The following is a 19,092-nucleotide window of genomic DNA, read 5'->3' as shown; positions in this document are numbered from 1 at the left end:
GGGGAGGCGGACGTGGGCGCCTGGTCCAAGCTGAAGGGCGCGTTCACCCGCGAGGCTCAGATCTCCTCTGCGGAGGATCTGCTGACGCAGGGGCGCGAGCGGCGTAGCGGGAGGGTGCACGTCACCAACGACAGCGCGCTCCGCAACGCGGCGGTGTGGGCGTGCCTGCGGCTGCGGGCAGACCTGGTGTCGTCGTTCCCGATCGACGTCTACCGGTACGTCAACGGCATCCAGGTGGAGGTCCCCAAGCCTCCCGTCCTGGTGGCGCCGGGCGGGACCGAGGTCGGCATGCGCGAGTGGATGTACTCCACCGAGTTCGACCTGGACCGTGCGGGCAACACCTTCGGCATCATCACCGAACGGTCGGGGGTGATCGGCCCGGACGGGCGGGGCCTGCCCGGCCGGATCGATCTCGTCGAGCTGGGCTCGGTCAGTGTCCGGGGCCGGGGGCGGACGATCACGAAGTACATCATCGACGGCCACGAGTACGAGCCGTGGGACGTCTGGCACGAGCGGCAGTACACCGTGGCGGGGATGCCGCTCGGTCTGTCGCCGGTGGCGTATGCGGCGTGGACGATCGAGGAGTCCCTGTCCGCGCAGCAGTTCGCGCGGGACTGGTTCGCCGGCGGCGCGGTGCCGCTGGCCGAGCTGAAGAACAACACGAAGACCGTGGACAAGGACGGCGCGCGGATCGCCCGCGAGAACTTCCGGGCCGCGGTCGACAGCTCGGGCCTGTTCGTGCACGGCATGGACTGGGAGTACAAGCCGATCCAGGCCGTGGCCTCGCAGTCGTCGTTCCTCGAGGCCCGGCAGTACGGAGCGGGGGACATCGCCAGGTTCTTCGGCTGCCCCGGCGACCTGATCGACGTGGCCGTGTCGGGGAGCAGCATCACCTACGCGAGCATGACGCAGCGCAACCTCCAATTCCTGATCATGCACTTGGGTCCGGCGGTGGGCCGCCGCGAGGACGCCTTCAGCCGGCGCCTGGTGTCCGGCCCCCGGTTCGTGAAGCTCAACACCGACGCGCTGCTGCGGATGGACCCGGAGGCCCGGGCCCGCACCATCGGCGCACGGATCACCAACCGCACGCTGGCCCCCTCCGAGGCCCGCGCCCTGGAGAACCTCCCGCCGTTCACCGACGACCAGCTCGCCGAGTTCGACCGGCTGTTCGGCCAGCGCTCCGTGCCTACCCCGCCCACCAACGCCGTACCGGGAGCATCGTCATGACCACACCCGCGCTCGCCGCCGCGGCGGCCGAGAGGGCGCAGCAGACCGTCCAGCGCGCCGACCGCCCCTCGCAGCGACGCTGCGCCGAGCACGCCTCCGCCCGGGCCACCGTCCGCGCCACCCTGTCCGGCGTCCAGGTCCGCGAGTCCGGTGACGCCGGAACCCTGGAGTTCGTCGGCCAGGCCAGCGTGTACGAGCAGGCCTACGAGATGTGGGACATGTTCGGCCCGTACACCGAGATCGTCACCGAGGGCGCTGGCGCCGACTCCCTGGCGCGCGCCGACCTGGACGTCCCTCTCGTCCTCGGCCACGACCAGCTGCGCCGCATGGCCCGCACCACGACCGGCACGCTGTTCCTCACGGAGAGCGCCACCGGCCTGGACGTGCGCGCACCGGCCCTGGACCCGGCGGACTACGACGTCGCGTACATCGCGCCGAAGTTGCGCGCCGGCCTCGTCGACGAGATGTCCTTCGCGTTCCGCATCGAGTCGGGCCAGTGGTCCCCGGACTACACCGAGTACCGGATCAACCGGTACGACATCCACCGCGGGGACGTCGCGATCGTCGGCTACGGCGCCAACCCCTACACCGGCGCGAGCATGCGCCAGCGCGCGGCCGCACCGGTGACGAACCGGGCCCGGGCGCTGGTCGACATCGCGCTCGCCCGCTGACCCCTGAAGCTTCCCGCCGTCCGGCGGGAGTTCTGCCCTGCGCTCTGCGCGCACGAGCCCACCCGGCGCCAAGGCCTCGGGTGGCCGTCTGACCTGGACACGGGGCGCCTGAATCACGACGACGAAAGGACGACGAGATGACTCTCGCCGAGCTGATCGCCCAGGCGCGCACCGCCCTGGACACGGCGATCAACGCACGACAGCAGGAGCAGGACGCGCTGATGGCGCTGCGCTCCGACGAGAGCCTGACTGAGGAGCAGGCCCGCGCGCAGATCGAGCGGCGCGACACGGCCGACGCCGAGGTCACCCGCCGCCAGGAGGCCCTCGCCGGCCTGGAGGCCGAGCAGGCCCGCGAGGAGGAGCTGGCGCAGCTCCAGGCCCGCACCGTGCCGGCCGCCACCCGCGCCCCGGCCTACGACCGGGTACACCGGGTCGGCGCCGAGGAGCGGACCTATCGGCCCGACCAGGACCGGCGCGGCGCCCAGTTCCAGCAGGACGTGGCCGCCGCGTTCCTCGGCGACTACGAGGCGCGCGACCGACTCTCCCGCCACATGCAGGAGGAGCGGACCGAGCGCGGCGACCAGCTCCAGCGCGCGGTCGGCACCGGCGCGTTCGCCGGCCTGGTGGTGCCGCAGTACCTGACCGACATGTACGCGCCGCTCGCCCGGACCAACCGGCCGTTCGCCGACGCGTGCCGCCGTCACACCCTGCCGCGGACCGGCATGACGGTGGAGATCTCCCGGGTCACCACCGGCTCCAGCGTCGACAACCAGTCGTTGGAGAACGGCTCGGTGGCCGAGCAGGACATGGACGACACGGCCCTGTCCGTGCCGGTCCGTACCGCGGCCGGCCAGCAGACCGCCTCCCGGCAGTCCATCGAGCGCGGCGCCGGCGTTGAGGACGTGATCCTGGACGACCTCTTCCGCGCCTACGGCAGCCGCCTGGACACGACCATGCTCAACGCGGCGACGGTGGGTCTGTCGAACGTGGCGACCGCGGTCGCCTACACCGACGCGACGCCGACCACGGCCGAGCTGTACCCGAAGGTGATCGAGGGACTGGCCGGGGTGGAGGGCGCGCTGCTGGACCAGGCGTCCGGCGACAACCTCGCGGTCATGCACTCCCGGCGCTGGTACTGGATGCAGAACGCCATGGGCACCTCGTATCCGCTGATCACTCAGCCGGGTGTCGTCGCCCAGACCCTCGGCGCGAACTACGCCGAGGCCTACGGGCGCGGCGTGCGCGGCATCCTGCCCAACGGCACCCCCGTGATCGTGGACAACAACATCGCGGTCAACCTCGGCGCGGGCACCAACGAAGACGAGATCTTCCTGGTGGACCGGCAGGAGTGCCACCTGTGGGAGGACCCGGACGCGCCCATGTACATCCGGGCCGAGCAGCCCAAGGCTGCCAACCTCGGTGTCCTGCTGGTCGTGTACGGCTACTACGCGTTCACGTTCCAGCGGCAGCCGCACGCCCGCAAGATCGGCGGGACCGGCCTGATCACGCCCACGTTCACCGGGGCCTGACCCCTGGCGGGCGGGCCGCTACGACTCCGGCGGCCCGCCCGTTCCCCGCCTGCTCCCCACCCTGGAGGAAGAGATGAGCGAGTCCCAGTCCGAGGACACGATGGTCGCGGCCCTGCTGCGCGAGCGCGAGGGCCTGGTGCAGCGCGGCCTGGACGACCGCGTGAAGCAGGTTGACGAGCAGCTGCGGCTGCGCGGCCACAAGGAACCCAGCCGCGAACAGCAGAAGCCGGCCGACGTCCCCGCCGCCCCCGTGCTGAAGACCGAGGCCGAGCAGCGGGCCGAGCCGCCCAAGGGCCGCCGCCAGCAGCCCAAGAGCGAGAGCTGACGTGGCCCGGGAGTACGTCACGGCGGCCGACCTCAAGGCCCAGCTCGGTATCGACCTTGACGACACTGCCAAGGACGTCCGGGCCGAGCGCGCGGTGAAGGCCGCCTCGCGCGCCATCGACCGGGCCACCGGCCGCGCGGGGCACGGCTTCTGGCTGGACGAGGCGCCGACCGCCCGCAGCTACCGGCTGGACGGGCGCATCGTCTGCGAGGGCGACGGCGACGTGCTCCTGGTCGACGAGATCGGCGACACCAGCGGCCTGCTGGTGGAGGCCAGCTCGGGCGACTCCTGGTCGACCATCACCGGCTGGGAGGCGCGCCCCGACAACGCCCTGGCCGACGGGAAGCCGGTCGACAGCCTTCTGCGCCTGGGCTCCACGTGGGGGCTGGCCTCCACCCGTATCCGAGTCACCGCGCGGTTCGGCTGGCCGGCCGTCCCGGACGACATCGCGGAGGCCGCGATGATCCAGGCGTCCCGGCTGTTCAAGCGCGCTGACTCGCCCGAGGGCGTCATGGGCTCCGCCGAGTGGGGCGTGGTCCGGCTGTCCCGCCGCGACCCCGACGTGTGGAACCTGATCGAGCCCTACGTCTTGCCCGGCTTCTGAGGGGAGGCACCGTGCAGATCTCCGCCGTCCGTGACGCGATCGCTGCCGCTGCCGCCGCCGTCACCCTGCCCGCCGGGACGGGCAAGCTGAAGTGCACCGGCTACGTCCCGGACGCAGTCCTCGCCCCGTGCTTCTTCGTCGGCGAAGTCGAGGTCAACTTCGACAAGGCCATGGGCCGCAAGCTCGACGAGCTGTTGTTCACGTGCCGCGTGCTGGCCGGCCGCCAGGACGACCGTTCCTCGCAGCGCCTCGTCGACGCGCTGCTGTCCGGGTCGGGCCCGTCGTCGCTCAAGGCCGCGATCGAGAACGCCCGCGGCGCCCCCGGCGAGATGGCCCTCGGGGGCCTGGCCGACGACATCCACGTCCAGCGCGTGCAGGGCTACCGCTGGTTCGAGCACGCGGGCTCCACGTACATCGGCGCCGAACTGGTGCTCAAGGTCATCGGAGACGGGAGTACCTGATGAAGATCCGGATCCTGGTGGGCGGGCCCGACGGCGCGGTCCTGCATGACCGGCCCTGGCCCGCCGAGGGCAGCGAGATCGGCGACCTGCCCACCACTGTCGCCGCCCACCTAGTGGCCTCCGGCGTCGCCGAGGAAGTCACCGCCGCCCCACCGCCCGCCCGGCGCAAGAGCAGGAAGGGGGAGGGCGACGATGCCTAAGACCGTCCTGACCAACGTCCGCTGTTTCGCGGTCGGCCTGGACCTGACCAGCAACTCCAACAAGGTGGAGCTGACCGGTGAGGTCGACGCGAAGGAGACCACGAACTACGGCTCCGACGGCTACAAGGAGGTCATCGGCGGCCTCGGCTCGGCGGAGATCTCCGGCGAGGGCCAGTGGGAGGCGGGCGACGACACGAAGGTCGATGACGCTTCTTGGTCGCAGCTCGGCGGCGTCGGCCCCTGGTCGGTGAGCGCCAACCACAGCGCGACCGTGGGCGGCCTGGCCTACTTCACCCGGGCGATGCGCGCCGACTACACCCTGCTCGCCGAGGTCGGCGAGGTCGCCCCCTGGACGTCCACCGCAAAGAGCAGCTGGCCGCTGGTGCGCGGCCAGTTCGCCCACCCGCCCGGCACGATCCGTACCGCGACCGGCACCGGGAGCGGACTCCAGCTTGGCGCGGTCCCAGCGAGCAAGCGGATGTTCGCGGCCCTGCACGTCCTGTCCGCCGCCGGCACCACGCCGTCCGTCACCGCGCGGGTGGAGTCGGCCGCGGACAACACCTTCGCCAGCCCCACCACCCGGCTCACGTTCGCCGCAGCCACCGCCCCGGGCGGGCAGATCCTGCGCACCGACGGCACTGCCATCGCCCACACGTGGTGGCGCCTGGCGTGGACCATCACCGGCACCACGCCCAGCTTCCTGTTCGCCGCTGCTCTCGGCATCGGCTGACCAACCCACCCTCACGGCCCGGCCCCAACCTGGGGGGCGGGCCTTCCGTCATGCCAGAAAGGGAGGCCGGCCGTGCCGAAGATGGTGCTGACCGCCGAGTTCCTGTCCATCAACTCCAACGACCTGTCCGAGTTCACGCGCAAGGCGGAACTCACGGTCGAGGTCGAGGAGAAGGACGTCACCAACTACAAGTCGCTGGGCTGGAAGGAAGTCGTCGGCGGGCTGAAGTCCGGTGAGCTGGGCTGCGAGTTCCTCCAGGACTTCGCCGCCACGAAGCTCGACGCGATCATGTGGCCGCTGCTGGGCACGGTCGTGCCGTTCGTGGTCCGCGCCGACCAGGCCGCGGTGGGCACCAGCAACCCCTCCTACAGCGGCAGCATCCTCATCAACGGCTGGAACCCGATCACCGGGTCGGTCGGCGACGAGGCCACCGTGTCGCTGGGCTTCCCCACCTCCGGCGCCGTTACCCGCGCCACCACGTAGGGGCTGCTGTGGCGGACACGTCGCGGCTGCACCTGGAGCTGACCGCTACGAACCTGCGGAACATCTCCAACGCGCTCCGTGCCGAGGAAGACGGCAAGGAGCTGCGGAAGGAACTCACGAAGAACATGCGTGAGGCCCTCAAGCCGGGGGCCTCGCAGGCCAAGAGCGCGATCATGTCGATGGCCTCGACGACGCCGCACTCCGGCCCGGCCCTCAAGACCGCGATCGCCAGGAAGATCCGGCCGGAGGTCCGTATCACGGGCAAGTTCCCCGGCGCCAAGATCAAGGCGTTCAAGACGAAGAACCTGCGGAACTTCCCCAACGCGCCGAAACGCACCAACAGGGCCAGCGGCTGGCGGCACCCGGTCTACGGCAACCGCGAGGTGTGGGTGCAGCAGACCGGCAAGGTCAAGTGGTTCGACCACGCGTTCGAGGGCCAGGACGCCCACTACAAGCGGCAGGTCCAGTTCGCCCTGGCGGACATGGTCAACCGCATCGCATCCCGCTCCAACTGACCGAAGGAGGCCCCCGTGCGGGTCACGTACAACCCGGAAGACGGCGCCGAGCAGGTCTTCGACTACAACCCGAACAAGCTCCTGTCGGCCGAGCGGGAGGCCCTGGAGAAGCGCACCGGGCGGGCGTTCAAGGACTTCGCCATGGGCGTCCTCAAGGGCGACTCCCTGTGTCGGCGGGCGCTGCTGCACGTCCTGCTCAAGCGCCAGCACCCGACGATCAGCTTCGACGACGTCGACTTCTGCTGGGACGAACTCACCATCGAGATGACCAAGGGTGAGATCGACCTCGCGGTGGAGCGGCTGCGGGAGAAGAACGGCGACGAGGACATGATCGAGGCCATGCTCAAGGGCCACGACGAGGCGCCGGAGGACGAGGGAAAAGCCCGGCTGCCGTTCGCCGTCTGAACCACCTCGGCAACGCGGCTCACCTGCTGCACCTCACCCCGCGGGACTGGGACCTGCTCACGGTCGAGGAGACGGACCATCTCCTGGCCTGGCTGGACGAGTACCTCGCGCAGATGGAGAAAGCCCGCCAGCAGTCCAAGCGGCGGTGACACCCCTACCGGAGGGAGGCCGCCGTGTCGGACACCAGCCTCGTGTTCTCGCTGTCCGCCCGGGACGAGACCGGGCCCGGGATGCGTTCGGCCCGGGACACGGTGGAGACCGAGACGGACGGGATGGCGGATGCCGCCGCCCAGAACGGCTCGAAGATGGGCACGGCCCTCGCCGCCGCGGGCGCCGCCGCGGGCGCCCTGGCGGGGGCCGCGCTGATGTCTACGTTCGCTCAGGCGATGGACGTCTCCGAGGCGACCACTCGCCTGGAGGCGCAGCTGGCGAACACGACCGCCGACGTCGGCGCCGCCACCGACGCCATGACCAACGTGTTCACCGACGGCTGGGGCGAGTCCGCTACCGAGGTCGGCGACGCGATCAAGTCCGTCACGCTCAACATGGACGAGTTCACCGGGGACCAGCAGGGCCTGGAGGACATGACCAAGAAGACCCTCGGACTCGCGAAGGCCTTCGACCAGGACCTCAACAAGGCCACCGCGGCCGCCGGACAGCTGGTCAAGACCGGCCTCGCCGACGACTTCGACGAGGCCATGGACCTCATCGCCGCGGGCCTCTCCAGCACCGCGAACAAGAGCGACGACCTCTTGGACACGCTCAACGAGTACAGCACCCTGTTCCGTCGCGTGGGCCTGGACGGCCAGACGGCCATGGGTCTGATCAGCCAGGGCCTGGAGGCCGGCGCGCGGGACTCCGACGCCATCGCGGACGCCATCGGCATCTTCTCCGAGATGGCCCTGGCCGGCGGCGAGAAGGTCAACGAGGCGTTCGGGTCGATCGGCCTGAACGGCGAGGACATCGGCCGGCGCATGCGCGCGGGCGGCGACGAGGCCACGTCCGCGCTGCAGGACACCATGGACGCCCTCAGGGACACCGACAACGCCACCACCCGCCTGGGTGCCGCGCAAGTCCTGTTCGGCGACCTCGCCAACACGCAGGCCGACGCCCTGTACGCGCTGGACCCGGCATCCGCCGCGGCCGCCGGCGGGTTCGAGGACGTCGCGGGCGCCGCGGACAAGGTCGTCGACAAGCTCGAGGACAGCCCCGCGATGAAGATGGAGGCGTTCAAGCGGACCGTCCAGCAGAACATCATCGACTTCCTCGGCGGCGTCGTCCTGCCCGCCGTGACGAACTTCAAGGACAAGTTCGGCAGCGAGATCAATGCCGCCTGGGAGGCCGCCGGACAGGGCGGCACCGAGGGCATCGACCGCATCCTCGACTTCGTGTTCGTCCTCGGGCAGCGTCTCGGCGAGCGCATCGTCACCGACCTCGTCCCCCGGGCCATCGAGGGCCTCAAGGGCGCGGGGCAGCGCGTCGCCGAGTGGGCCATGGCCAACCCCCTGGAAGTCCTCCAGGCCGTGGCCATCGCCGGCGCGATCCTGCTCGCCATGGCCGCGCTGCCCGCCCTGGTCGCCGTCGGCATCTCCGCCGTCGGCATCTCCCTCATGGTCGGGTTCGTCTCCAGCCTCATCGACGCCCTGGTGACCAACGTGCCCCGCTGGTGGAACAGCTTCACCGGCTGGGTCGGCGACATGGCCGACCGGGCCCCGGCGGTCTTCAACGCCATCGGCGCCCGGGTCGGCGGCTGGTTCTCCGGCCTGTGGTCCAACTACATCGCCGGACCCGTCAGCCGCCAGTGGAACAGCTTTATCGGCAGCGTGCAGGGCCTGCCCAACCGCGCCTGGAACGCCCTGGGCGGCCTCGGGAACTCCGTCCGCAGGCGTGGCTGGGACGCCTTCCAGTCGATGAAGGACGCCGCCGTCGACCGGGCCGCGTCCCTCGTCTCATGGGCCCGGGGCCTGCCCGGCAGTCTGGCGGGCGCCCTCGGCAACCAGGGCTGGCGCATGTACAACGCGGGCCTGGACTTCGTGTACGGCATCTGGGACGGCATCAGCGCGGCGGGCGGCTGGTTGTGGTCGATGGTCTCCAACTTCGCCAGCGACTACATCGTGGACCCGGTGAAGGACTTCCTGCACATCGGGTCCCCCTCGAAGCTGGCGGCCGATGAGATCGGCCGCTGGATTCCCGCCGGCATCGCTATGGGCGCCGAGGACAACGCCGGCGTGGTCGACGAGGCCATGCGCAGCATCGTCGACCCGTCCGCCTACCAGCCCGCGGCCTCGCAGATGGGCGTGGCACCCGCGTCCGCCGGGAACCTCGGCGCGGCGCAGGCCCAGGTGAAGGTGCTGTTCGAGTTCGTCGGCGGCAGCAGGGCCTTCCGCGAGTTCTTCCAGGAGTCCGTCCGCACCCAGGCGGGCGGCAGCGTCGTCAAGTTCGCGGAGGGGTGAGATGCCGCAGCTGCCACCGCCCGTGTGGGCTGAGCTGTTCCACAGCGGAGCCTGGAGTGACGTCACCGAGGACGTGCGCGTGACCACGTCCCCGGTGTCCGTGACCCGGGGCCAGTCCTCCGAGTCGTCCTCGTCGCAGCCCACCGCCTGCACCTGCGACCTCGACAGCCGCGACAACCTGTACGCCCCCCGCAACCCCGTCAGCCCGCTGTACGGGAAGATCGGCCGCAACACGCCCTTCCGCTGGGGGTACACGGTCGGCGGCCCGTGGGCGGTGCTGCCCGGCAACGTCTCCTGGTCGGCCCTGTTCGTCAACGAGCACAGCCAGCTGGACGTCACCGGGGACTTCGACCTGCGCCTGGACCTGGCCCTGGAGAACTGGTCCCAGTCGCAGATGCTGGCCCTGCGCTACGTCACCTCCAACGGCGACAACCGGTGCTGGGCCCTGGAGATCCTCGACGGCTTCCCCACGTTCCTGTGGTCGCCGGACGGCACGTTCGCCAGCCGCATCTCGCAGGCCGCGACCGAGCAGGTCGAGGCGCACAACGGGCAGCGCCTGGCGCTGCGCGTCACCCTGGTCCGCAACAACGGATCGGGCCGCTACGAGCTGCGTTTCTACACCGGCCGCACCGTCGACGACGAGGATTGGAACCTGCTCGGCGCCCCGATCATCGGCGCCAGCACCACGCAGGTCCACCCTGGCACCGCCTACATGGAGTTCGGCGGCGGCTTCAACTTCAACACGGACCCGGCCGGCGGCGCGCTGAGCATGATGCGGGGCAAGGCTTACGCCCTCAAGCTCCTCGACACCGGAACCGTCAAGGTCAACATGAGCACCGCGGTGTCCGCGCAGCCGGGCGGTGGGGCGTTCACCGACTCCTCCGGCCTCGACTGGAACCTTGGCGGCGGCACGACCCTGACCAACCGGCACATCCGCATGTCCGGCGAGGTCCCCGCCTGGCCCCCGACACGGGACCTGTCCGGCCAGGACAACTACGTGTCCATCGCCCCGTCGGGGATCCTGCGCCGGATGGGCGCCGGCACCAAGCCGCAGGACTCCGCACTGCGCCGGTTCATCAAGACCCTGTCCCCGCTGGAGTGCTGGCCGCTCACGGACGGCCCGGACTCCAAGGCCGCGAAGTCCATGGTCGGCGGCCGCGACATGGTGCAGCCCTACCAGGCGGGCACCGTGGCCCCCGAGTGGGGCGGCGGCCGGCTGGCCGACTGGGTGGAGCCGGTCATCGCCGCGAAGGCCGAGACCATCGGCGGCCTCCAGGCGTCCGTGCGCCGGGTGTCCAGCGTCGGCGCCAGCTGGAGCGTGGACCTGTTCCTGTCCGGCGGCGGCGCCCCCGCCTCCGGCCAGTTCGTCATCACGGACACCGGCGCGGGCACGGACGCCGACAACCAGGTCAACATCCAGATCGTGTTCAGCGGCAACCTCGACCAGCTCACCCTGATCCGCAACAGCTACGGCTCCGACTCGTCCAGCTCCTCGTTCCTCGCCAACGTCACCGGGGTGGGGATCTACGACGAGCGGCCGCACCACATGCGCCTCACCGTCGAGCCCGGCGCCACCTCGTTTTGGACGCTGTACATCGACGGCCAGTTCAAGCAGGCCGGGAGCCTCACGGGCATCCGGATGAAACCGGTGGGGCGGATCCTGCTGGGGTGGGGGTTCGCCACGGTCTCCGGCGCCACGGCCACGGACCGGTCGTTCGGGTACCTCACCTACTGGAACTCCAGCGGCCCGTCCGCGGCCCGCATGTGGGACGCCTACATGGGCTATCAGGGCGAGCGCGCCGGTGTCCGCATCGAGCGGCTTGCCTCGGAGTCCGGGTACGTCGCCACGGTCGCCGGTGAAGCCGTCTACCAGCAGCGCATGGGGATCCAGGACCGGGCCCAGCTGGTCGACCTGCTCGAGGAGGCGTCCCGCACGAACTTCGGGTACCTCCTGGAGGCCCGCGACCGGGCCGAGGTCATCCACCGCGGGCAGTCCACGCTGTGGAACCAGACTCCGGCCCTCACCCTGGACTACGCGGCGGGCCTGATCGGGGCCCCGTTCAAGCCGGTCGACGACGACAAGCTGACCGAGAACGACGTCAGCGTGAAGCGGCAGTACGGCAGCGTGCCCGGCCGGCAGGTCCTGGAGACGGGTGAGCTGTCCGTCCTGGACCCGCCCAACGGGGTCGGCCGCTACGACCACGAGTACACCTACAGCCTGTACAACGACGACCAGGCCGACCAGGTCGCGCGGATGCGGCTGCACCTGGGCACCTATGCCGGCGTCCGCTACACCCGTCTGACGCTGAACCTGGCGAACGACCGGGTGTTCGCGATGATCGACGCGATCCTCCGTATCGACGTCGGGGACAAGATCCGGCTGACGAACCTGCCCGCCGATCACGGGCCGGATGCCGTGGACGTCCTCGTGCAGGGCTACGAGGAGACCGCCGGCCCCGACGGCTGGACGATCACTTTCAACTGCGCGCCGGGCGAGCCGTGGACGACCGGCAACGCCAGCGACTACCGGCGCGGCCACGCCGACACCGGCGGCAGCCAGCTGACCGCGGGCATCAACGCCACCGCGACCAGCGTGCAGCTCACGAACACGGGTGAGCGGGCATGGACCAGCGACCCGTTCGACATGCCGTTCGATCTGCGGGTGGGAGGTGAGGTCCTCACCGTCACCGCCCCGGGCGCCCTGGTCAACCGTGCGGCGAACCCGTTCACGGACACCAATGCGACCGGCTGGAGTGCCGAGAGCGGCGCCGCCAGCTCGTCAACGGCCGTCGTGCACCCCGACCCGCACGCCCGCGGCTCACTGCTCCTCACGCCCGCCGGGGGCGCCGCGTTCGCGGGCCTGCTCGGCGACCTGTCCGGCGTGGGGACCGTCACCCCCGGCGCCAGCTACATCATCTCCGCCTGGGTGTACTCCCGGAACGGGTGGAGCGACGTCCGCCCGTCCATCTACTGGTACGACAGCGGCGGCGGGTTCCTGTCCACCAGCGCCGCCGGAGCCCTCGCGGTCCCGGCGGGGCAGTGGACGTTCCTCCAGGAGACGTTCACCGCACCCGCCTCCGCCAGCCAGGCCAAGGCACGGCTGCGGCACGGCAACACGCCCGCTGCCACGGACCTGCTGTACGCGTGGGCGGTCCGCATCACCTCGGCGACCGCCGGCACCGGCCCGCAGACGTTCACGGTCGTCCGCTCCGTCAACGGCATCAGCAAGAGCCACGCCGCGGGCGCCGACGTCCGCCTGGCCCAACCCAACTACGCGGCTCTGTAGGAGGCGACGATGACGAACTGGCTGGCGGGGATGCGAACGACCGCGGACCGCCTGTACGACACCGACCTGATCGGCCGCCTGGTGTTCCTCGCCAACCGGGGCACCAACCAGTCGATCTCCTCGGGCGCCGACAGCGTCTCCAACGCCTTGCAGTGGGACGAGGTCACCCTCGACCTTCTCGGCGGCTGGAGCGCCGGCCAGCCCACCCGCTGGACCTGCCCGAGGGCGGGATGGTGGACGTTCCAGGGCGCAGTGGGTTTCAACAGCTCGACCAGCGGCACGGTCCGCGAGTGCTGCTGGTACGTCAACGGCGGCCTGATTTCCATGGGCCGCTCCCGGCCGATGGTCACGGTGCCCACCGCCACCACCTTGACCGTGGACGCCCGCTCCGTGCCCCGACTGATGGCCGTGGGCGACTACGTCCAGCTCATCGCCGCGCACAACAGCTCCTCTCCGGCCGCACTGGACACGGCCACCGGCTCGTTCCGCCCGTACATCACCATCACCTACTCCGGCCCTCCGTAAGGGAGCTCCGCATGGCAGAGATCAACGACGGCTACCTGCCCAACCAGGCCACCGGCAACGTGTACGTCTTCGACGAGGAGCGCTCACCGAGGCTGAACATCAATGTGGCCATCACTGCCGAGGTCGGCGAGCACCCGGCCGAGGCCGCGGCCGCCGTCGCCGCGGGCGTCGCCGCCATCCAGGACTCCCTGGAGGAGTCGTTCCCCGGCATCACGGCCCGGTCCAATCCGACAGTCCTCATCGGCGTCAGGCAGATCGTCTAGCGCTGGCCCTTCGCCCATCCGCCCCGCGCCACGCTGGCCCGGGGCTTTCGCATGTCTGGAGGCCTCGTGGCCACACCCCTGTCCGCAGGATCGTTCCTCTCCGCGCTGGAGAACGAGGGCCTGGTCGTCGTCGAGGTCGGCGACTGGCGCGACCACAACCGCAACTCCAAGGGCCCGTGGGGTCCCGTCAACGGTGTGATGATCCACCACACCGTCACCAAGGGCAGCGCCAGGACGGTGGACATCTGCCGCAAGGGCTACTCGGGTCTGCCCGGCCCGCTTTGCCACGGCGTGATCACCAAGGACGGCCGTGTGCACCTGGTCGGCTACGGCCGCGCGAACCATGCCGGGCTCGGGGACGATGACGTGCTGCGCGCGGTCATCGCCGAGGCCAAGCCGCCCGCCGACGACGAGGCGAACACCGACGGGAACCGGCACTTCTACGGCTTCGAGTGCGAGAACCTCGGCGACGGCCGCGACCCGTGGCCGGACGCACAGGTCGAGGCCATCGTCCGCGTCGGCACCGCGATCTGCCGCGCGCACGGCTGGGGCGCCCGCAGCCTGCTGCGGCACCTGGACTGGCAGCCCGGAAAGGTCGACCCGCGCGGCCTCGACTGGGACGACGTCCTCGCCCGCGTCGCCAAGCGCCTCGGCGTCAAGCCGCCGACCACGAGCCTGCCCGCCCCGCAGAAGCCTGTCGTCGACCTTTCCAGGCTGGTCGCCGCCGCCCGCTCCAACCCGAAATCGTCCGGCCAGCCGGTCACCTACGCCGGCGTGCGGACTGTCGAGGCCGCCCTCGTCGACGAGGGCCTGCTCGCCAAGACGTACAGCGATGGCCACTACGGCACGACCACGATCACGGCCTACGCCGCGTGGCAGCGCCGCCTCGGCTACAGCGGCAAGGACGCCGACGGCATCCCCGGCCGCACCTCCCTTGACCGCCTTGGCGACCGCCACGGCTTCAACGTCACCTCCTGATCAGGAAGGGCCCACATGTCCGAGATCAACTTGCCCAGCACCGACACGGTCGTGAAGACGGCCAGCACCTACGCCCGCGACCTGCTGGAGCGCGTCATCACCACGTTCCTCCAGGCGTTCATCGGCGGCGTCGCCGTGACCACACCCCTGGACGGCAGCATGTGGTACGCCGCCCTGGCCGGCGGCGTCGGCGCCGTCCTCGCCCTAGCCAAGGGGCTGCTCGCCAGAGTCCGGGACGTCACCAACTCGGCGAGCCTCGCCAAGGGCGTCTGATGCGCGGCGCGGTGGCGCGGCAGGCGTTCTCCCGCCGCCGCGCCTTCCTCGTCACCGTCGGCACCGGCTGGGCCCTCTACGGAGGGCTCGGCATCATCAACCGGCCCCGGTACGGCACCAGCCGCGGCCTCGCCGACGTCACCCGCTACGTGCCCATGGACGCGCTCGGCTGGATGTGGGTGGCCTGCGGCCTGGCCGCCGCGCTCGCGGGCGTCCTCGTGAACTGTCCCCGTGTTCAGGCCCTCGGCTACAGCGCGCTCGCTGTCCCGGCCGGCCTGTGGGCGGGCGCGTTCTCGGCGGCGGCCGCAGGCCCGTACAGCGAGGCCATCGGCAGCGCGTGCGGGTGGGGGGCGTTCACGATCGGTGTGGTGCTGGTGTCCGGGATGGACGACCCGCCCCCGCCGCACCTGAGAAAGAAGGTTCGCTGATGGACGTGGGGGCACTGGTCGGCGGCGCCGTCGCCCTGGTGGTGGGTCTGCTGTCGTGGACCCAGAGCCGAGCGACGAACCGGCGCTCGGACTTCAAGGAGATCACCGACCAGCTACGGCAGGATCTCGACGCGGAGCGCACGCAGCGGAAGCTGCTCACCTCCTACGTCGTCGACCTGTGGCGCTGGGCAAAGCTAGTCGGCCCGGACACCCCGGCGGGCCCCGCTCCCGAGCCCCCGCAGGAACTCGACCTCACACCCTGGCGACAGTGACCGCGGCCCCGCTCTCCCACTGGGAGGGCGGGGCCGCTTTCGTGCGTCCAGGGGTACGCACCAGTGCGTACCCCTACGACTCGCCAGGGAGTGCGATCACGTACACGCCCTTGCCCTGCACGCCCTGCACCAGGCCTTCTTCGGCGAGAACCTCGAGCGCCGTCTTGATCGTTCGACGTGATACGACGCCGCCCGTCTCGACTTCCAGCTCGGACTGGGAGGGAAGGCGCCGACCGACGGGGATCTCCCCGCCGCGGATGCGGTCGCGCAGCACGTTGGCCAGCTGCACGTACAGCGGCGTCATCGCGTCCCGGTCCAGCTCGATCATGCCGCGACCGTAAGAGCACATCTCGTCATGACATAGACCTGCCTACCTCGTCAGAGGACGTACCAAGACGTACTAAGTTGGCGTACAGTCCAAGGCCATGAAGAACCCCCGCGGCCTGGCAGGGCCCGGGGGTACGGCCGACTTGGTGGAGTCGACATGGACGAGAGTACGCAGAAGGAAGCCCCCACGGACACCCCCGCGGATTACGGCTACTGCTCATGGCACGACCGCTTCTCAGAAGGCGTCCGGCGCATCCAGCTCACCGAGGCAGGCAGCGGAGGCAAGGTGCATTACGCCTGCCCGCAGTGCGTCCACATCTTCAAGCTCACCCCTTACGAGGACCAGTGAGCCCGGCCCTGCCCGACGCGGCCCTACTGCCCCGCCCCGTCTACTCCGGGTGGGCCTGCGTGCACTGCGGCGAATCCCTTGCTGCAGGTGGCGCCCCCGCCGGTCGCGCTCACGGGCGCATTGGCGCCGTCCGCATGGACGTCGACGTCTACCAGTGCATGCCCGGCCGAGGCTGCGCCGCCACCGACCCCACGCCGACCACGGAGGGATGCCGCCGATGAAACCGGGCCACGAGATGGGCTACTGCTGGGTGACTTTCGGCAAGAGGCAACTGCACTGCTGCCGTCCGCCCGGCCATGCGGACGATGACGGCAAGGGCGGGCACTGGACGCCCTACGGCGGCGGCCCACAGACGGTCCACTCCCGGCTCACAGGACGCCGGCCGAGCCGGTAGCGGACCCCCGCGGCCCGCCTCCGTACCCCGTCGGAGGCGGGCCGCGATGGCCCCGGACAGCGACCTCAACCGCTGTCCGGGGCCGTTTTTCGTGCTCACCTTGGATTCGAAGGCTCGTCCACAGGCTGTAGATTTGGGCCGCATAACCGCAGGTCAGGGGCATGGATCCTCATTGGTGAGGACCCCTTGAAGCGAGATCCTTTTAGAGGCGTCACAGTACAGCCTTGGGGTTGCCGCTGCCCGTGCCTCCGCTGACGAGGAACGACAGCCGGGCCCGCAACAGGGCGCGCAGCACACGGTCCCCGCCCGGCGGCACGGTGCCCGCCGCCGCCAGCTCGTCGAGCGTGAACGCGCGTGGGCGCACCACCCGCAGCGACAGGCAGGTGCAGCCGACGGCGACCGGTGGCAGCACCGCGTGCAGCCGGGTGCCGTCGGGCAGCCGGGCGTCCACCCACGGCCGGGCGTCGTCGAGCCGTCGTCCGGCGACGGTGGCGAGGCGCTGGGCGAGCCGCCGTACCGCCCCGGCGTCCGGGAAGGAGACCGGCGTGAGTTCCAGACCGCCGCCCCGGTCGACCCAGACCCGGTCCGGCGCGGAGACCAGCACGTCGGTCACCGACGGGTCGGCGAGCAGCGGTTCCAGTGGCCCGCTGCCGACCAGTTCCGACCTGAGCCGGGCCGCGGTGCCGAGGATCTCGGCGTCTCCGAGCACCCGCCCCTGTTCGCGCAGAGCCTGCGCCACGCGCGCGGGTGTCGGCTCCGCCCCGCTCTCGGCCAGCCACCTCCGCACCCCGTCGAGCATCCCGGGAGCGGGAGCCGATCCCTGAGACCCACCCGCGACCGAACCGGCCGACCGGACCGGACCGGCCCCACCCGAGGGCGTCCGGGAGGCCCAGCCGGGGACGACTCCGGGAGTCCGCCCCCTCGGCGTCCCGGGACCGCGCCCTCCGGACCCCCCGTCCACCGCGCCCCCTCCCCCGCCCAGCTCCCCCGCGAGAACCGAACCCACCGCGCTCACACCACACCCCCCGTCTCCACCAGCGCCCGGTCCCAGAACTCCCGGCAGAAGCGCGCCAGGGACCCGCGGGCGGACGTGCCCGGTGGGCGTCGGCTCTCCGTGGCACGCAGCAGTCCCGACTCGACCGGCACCTCGCCGGCCAGGGGCAGTCCGAGCAGCCGGGCCACCTCGCGGTCGTCGAGTCCGGAGGCGTACGGCCCGCGTACCGCGACGCGGAGGTCACGCAGGACCATGCCGACCGCGGTGGCCACCCGGCCGGCCGCCGCGACGGCCCGCAGCTCCGCGGGGACGACGAGGAGCCCGACGTCGAGCTGGGCGAGGACCTCCGCGACGCCGTCGTCGATCCGGCGCGGCAGGTCGACGACGACCGTGCCGCTCCTGCGCCGGGCCGCGGCGAGCACCGCGCGGACGGCCTGTGCCGGTACCGCGACGCAGTCGCCCCGGTCCCAGCTGAGCACCCGCAGCCCATGCAGCTCCGGCAGCGACTCCTCCAGGGCGCCGCCCCCGACGCGTCCGCGCGAGGCGGCGAACGCGGGCCACCTCAGCCCGTCGGCGGTCTCACCGCCGAGGAGGACGTCCAGACCGCCGCCCAGCGGATCGGCGTCCACCAGCAGGCTGCGCATCCCCTCCCGTGCGGAGGTGACGGCGAGCGCGCAGGCCAGCGTCGACGCGCCCGCGCCGCCCCGGCCGCCGATGACGCCGACGGTGAGGGCCGGCCTGCCGACGCCCTCGGTGACGTCGGCGATGCGGTCGACCAGCCACTGCTCGCCGTCGGGCAGCATCAGCACGTGGTCGGCGCCGATCTCGACGGCCCGCTGCCAGACCCCCGAGTCGTCCTGGTCGCGGCCGACGAGGACCACGCCCCGCCTCCGCACTGCTCCGCGCACGCGCCGCGCGGCGTCGTCTCCGACGATCACGAGTGGCGCGGCCTCCCAGCCCCCGAGGTGTCCGGACCTACCGCCCCCGGTCCCCCCGGGCGCCCCCGACACCGCCGGCAGCGAGTGGTGCACCTCCGGTGTGGCGTCGGCCGCGGCGCACAGGCGCAGCAGATCGTCGAGGAGTTCGGTGTCCTCGGTGACAATCAGCGGCCCGCCGCGCCGCCCTCCCGCGGTGGGCGGCGGATCGTGCGTGATGTTTCCGGCCATGGTTCGCTTCCCCCTTCGATTCGCGGCCGTGTGAAGAACCGGAAAGCGGTCCCCGCATGAACGGCCGACATGGCGCGTCCGGCAAAGAGATCCGGCCGTGGAAGTCGGCGCGGCCCGGACGCATGGGAATCACGGTGCGGCGAACGCGGAAATAGTGTGGATCTTGGTCCAAAACTGTGGACAGGTTGACGGTTGTGAATATCGCCGTCACTCAAACCGGTGAGCCCTGCCGGG

General features: G+C 71.3%; 22 protein-coding genes and 1 pseudogene. 20 read left to right on the top strand and 3 right to left on the bottom strand.

Going from position 1 to position 19,092, the window contains the following annotated elements; genetic code table 11:
• The first annotated feature begins 12 nt into the window (after positions 1-12).
• From OIE75_RS20255 to OIE75_RS20165, 19 genes are all read left to right on the top strand, one after another.
• The gene (locus OIE75_RS20255) at positions 13-1,227 is read left to right on the top strand and encodes a phage portal protein (RefSeq protein ID WP_329471689.1); all 1,215 of its coding nucleotides are present in this window, start codon (positions 13-15) and stop codon (positions 1,225-1,227) included.
• The gene (locus OIE75_RS20250; protein WP_329471688.1) at positions 1,224-1,898 is read left to right on the top strand and encodes an HK97 family phage prohead protease; all 675 of its coding nucleotides are present in this window, start codon (positions 1,224-1,226) and stop codon (positions 1,896-1,898) included. Before OIE75_RS20255 ends, OIE75_RS20250 begins: the two co-directional genes overlap by 4 nt.
• A 137-nt stretch (positions 1,899-2,035) precedes the next feature.
• On the top strand, positions 2,036-3,427 hold the full coding sequence (locus OIE75_RS20245) for a phage major capsid protein (protein WP_329471686.1): 1,392 nt from the start codon (positions 2,036-2,038) through the stop codon (positions 3,425-3,427).
• A gap of 73 nt (positions 3,428-3,500) precedes the next feature.
• On the top strand, positions 3,501-3,752 hold the full coding sequence (locus OIE75_RS20240) for a hypothetical protein (RefSeq protein ID WP_329471685.1): 252 nt from the start codon (positions 3,501-3,503) through the stop codon (positions 3,750-3,752).
• Position 3,753: 1 nt separating this feature from the next.
• Complete coding sequence (locus tag OIE75_RS20235; protein WP_329471684.1) at positions 3,754-4,356, top strand: phage gp6-like head-tail connector protein; 603 nt, start codon at positions 3,754-3,756, stop codon at positions 4,354-4,356.
• An 11-nt stretch (positions 4,357-4,367) separates the two neighbouring features.
• Positions 4,368-4,817: a hypothetical protein gene (locus OIE75_RS20230; protein ID WP_329471683.1), complete on the top strand. Its 450-nt coding sequence runs from the start codon at positions 4,368-4,370 to the stop codon at positions 4,815-4,817.
• Complete coding sequence (locus OIE75_RS20225) at positions 4,817-5,017, top strand: hypothetical protein (RefSeq protein WP_329471682.1); 201 nt, start codon at positions 4,817-4,819, stop codon at positions 5,015-5,017. Before OIE75_RS20230 ends, OIE75_RS20225 begins: the two co-directional genes overlap by 1 nt.
• Positions 5,010-5,747: a hypothetical protein gene (locus OIE75_RS20220; RefSeq protein ID WP_329471681.1), complete on the top strand. Its 738-nt coding sequence runs from the start codon at positions 5,010-5,012 to the stop codon at positions 5,745-5,747. Before OIE75_RS20225 ends, OIE75_RS20220 begins: the two co-directional genes overlap by 8 nt.
• Before the next feature lie 81 nt (positions 5,748-5,828).
• The gene (locus OIE75_RS20215) at positions 5,829-6,230 is read left to right on the top strand and encodes a phage tail tube protein (protein WP_329474025.1); all 402 of its coding nucleotides are present in this window, start codon (positions 5,829-5,831) and stop codon (positions 6,228-6,230) included.
• 8 nt (positions 6,231-6,238) lie between these two features.
• Positions 6,239-6,745: a hypothetical protein gene (locus OIE75_RS20210; protein WP_329471680.1), complete on the top strand. Its 507-nt coding sequence runs from the start codon at positions 6,239-6,241 to the stop codon at positions 6,743-6,745.
• A 15-nt stretch (positions 6,746-6,760) separates the two neighbouring features.
• Positions 6,761-7,150, top strand: a complete 390-nt coding sequence (locus tag OIE75_RS20205; RefSeq protein WP_329471679.1) for a hypothetical protein — start codon at positions 6,761-6,763, stop codon at positions 7,148-7,150.
• Between the two features lie 173 nt (positions 7,151-7,323).
• Positions 7,324-9,603: a phage tail tape measure protein gene (locus OIE75_RS20200; protein WP_329471678.1), complete on the top strand. Its 2,280-nt coding sequence runs from the start codon at positions 7,324-7,326 to the stop codon at positions 9,601-9,603.
• A 1-nt stretch (position 9,604) separates the two neighbouring features.
• Positions 9,605-12,889 (top strand): carbohydrate binding domain-containing protein, encoded by a 3,285-nt coding sequence (locus OIE75_RS20195; RefSeq protein ID WP_329471677.1) that lies wholly within the window; start codon positions 9,605-9,607, stop codon positions 12,887-12,889.
• Between the two features lie 9 nt (positions 12,890-12,898).
• Positions 12,899-13,414 (top strand): hypothetical protein, encoded by a 516-nt coding sequence (locus OIE75_RS20190; RefSeq protein ID WP_329471676.1) that lies wholly within the window; start codon positions 12,899-12,901, stop codon positions 13,412-13,414.
• Between the two features lie 11 nt (positions 13,415-13,425).
• Positions 13,426-13,677, top strand: a complete 252-nt coding sequence (locus OIE75_RS20185) for a hypothetical protein (protein ID WP_329471675.1) — start codon at positions 13,426-13,428, stop codon at positions 13,675-13,677.
• Positions 13,678-13,743: 66 nt separating this feature from the next.
• Positions 13,744-14,655, top strand: a complete 912-nt coding sequence (locus OIE75_RS20180; protein ID WP_329471674.1) for an N-acetylmuramoyl-L-alanine amidase — start codon at positions 13,744-13,746, stop codon at positions 14,653-14,655.
• A gap of 15 nt (positions 14,656-14,670) precedes the next feature.
• Positions 14,671-14,928 carry a hypothetical protein gene (locus OIE75_RS20175; protein ID WP_329471673.1) on the top strand — a complete coding sequence of 86 codons (258 nt, stop codon included), beginning with the start codon at positions 14,671-14,673 and terminating at the stop codon, positions 14,926-14,928.
• Positions 14,928-15,356 (top strand): hypothetical protein, encoded by a 429-nt coding sequence (locus OIE75_RS20170; protein WP_329471672.1) that lies wholly within the window; start codon positions 14,928-14,930, stop codon positions 15,354-15,356. The genes OIE75_RS20175 and OIE75_RS20170 overlap by 1 nt, the downstream gene beginning before the upstream one ends.
• Positions 15,356-15,628 (top strand): hypothetical protein, encoded by a 273-nt coding sequence (locus OIE75_RS20165; protein WP_329471671.1) that lies wholly within the window; start codon positions 15,356-15,358, stop codon positions 15,626-15,628. Before OIE75_RS20170 ends, OIE75_RS20165 begins: the two co-directional genes overlap by 1 nt.
• A gap of 73 nt (positions 15,629-15,701) precedes the next feature.
• Here OIE75_RS20165 and OIE75_RS20160 read toward each other — a convergent pair whose 3' ends face one another.
• Positions 15,702-15,956: a GntR family transcriptional regulator gene (locus OIE75_RS20160; protein WP_329471670.1), complete on the bottom strand. Its 255-nt coding sequence runs from the start codon at positions 15,954-15,956 to the stop codon at positions 15,702-15,704.
• Positions 15,957-16,112: 156 nt separating this feature from the next.
• On the opposite strand from OIE75_RS20160, the gene OIE75_RS20155 reads away from it, so the two are divergent.
• A complete protein-coding gene (locus OIE75_RS20155; RefSeq protein ID WP_329471669.1) occupies positions 16,113-16,304 on the top strand; it encodes a hypothetical protein in 192 nt (63 codons plus the stop codon).
• Positions 16,305-16,930: 626 nt separating this feature from the next.
• Here OIE75_RS20155 and OIE75_RS20150 read toward each other — a convergent pair.
• Together OIE75_RS20150 and ssd are read right to left on the bottom strand one after the other, a co-directional pair.
• Positions 16,931-17,497: pseudogene (locus OIE75_RS20150) on the bottom strand (ATPase, T2SS/T4P/T4SS family); the annotation flags it as partial.
• 212 nt (positions 17,498-17,709) lie between these two features.
• The gene (gene ssd, locus OIE75_RS20145) at positions 17,710-18,858 is read right to left on the bottom strand and encodes a septum site-determining protein Ssd (RefSeq protein ID WP_307014027.1); all 1,149 of its coding nucleotides are present in this window, start codon (positions 18,856-18,858) and stop codon (positions 17,710-17,712) included.
• Positions 18,859-19,092: the final 234 nt, after the last annotated feature.

Origin of the sequence: Streptomyces sp. NBC_01723, from assembly GCF_036246005.1 — a bacterium.
Classification (GTDB): domain Bacteria; phylum Actinomycetota; class Actinomycetes; order Streptomycetales; family Streptomycetaceae; genus Streptomyces.
Note: the sequence above shows the minus strand (reverse complement) of the source record. Positions and strands in the feature narration are given on the sequence as shown.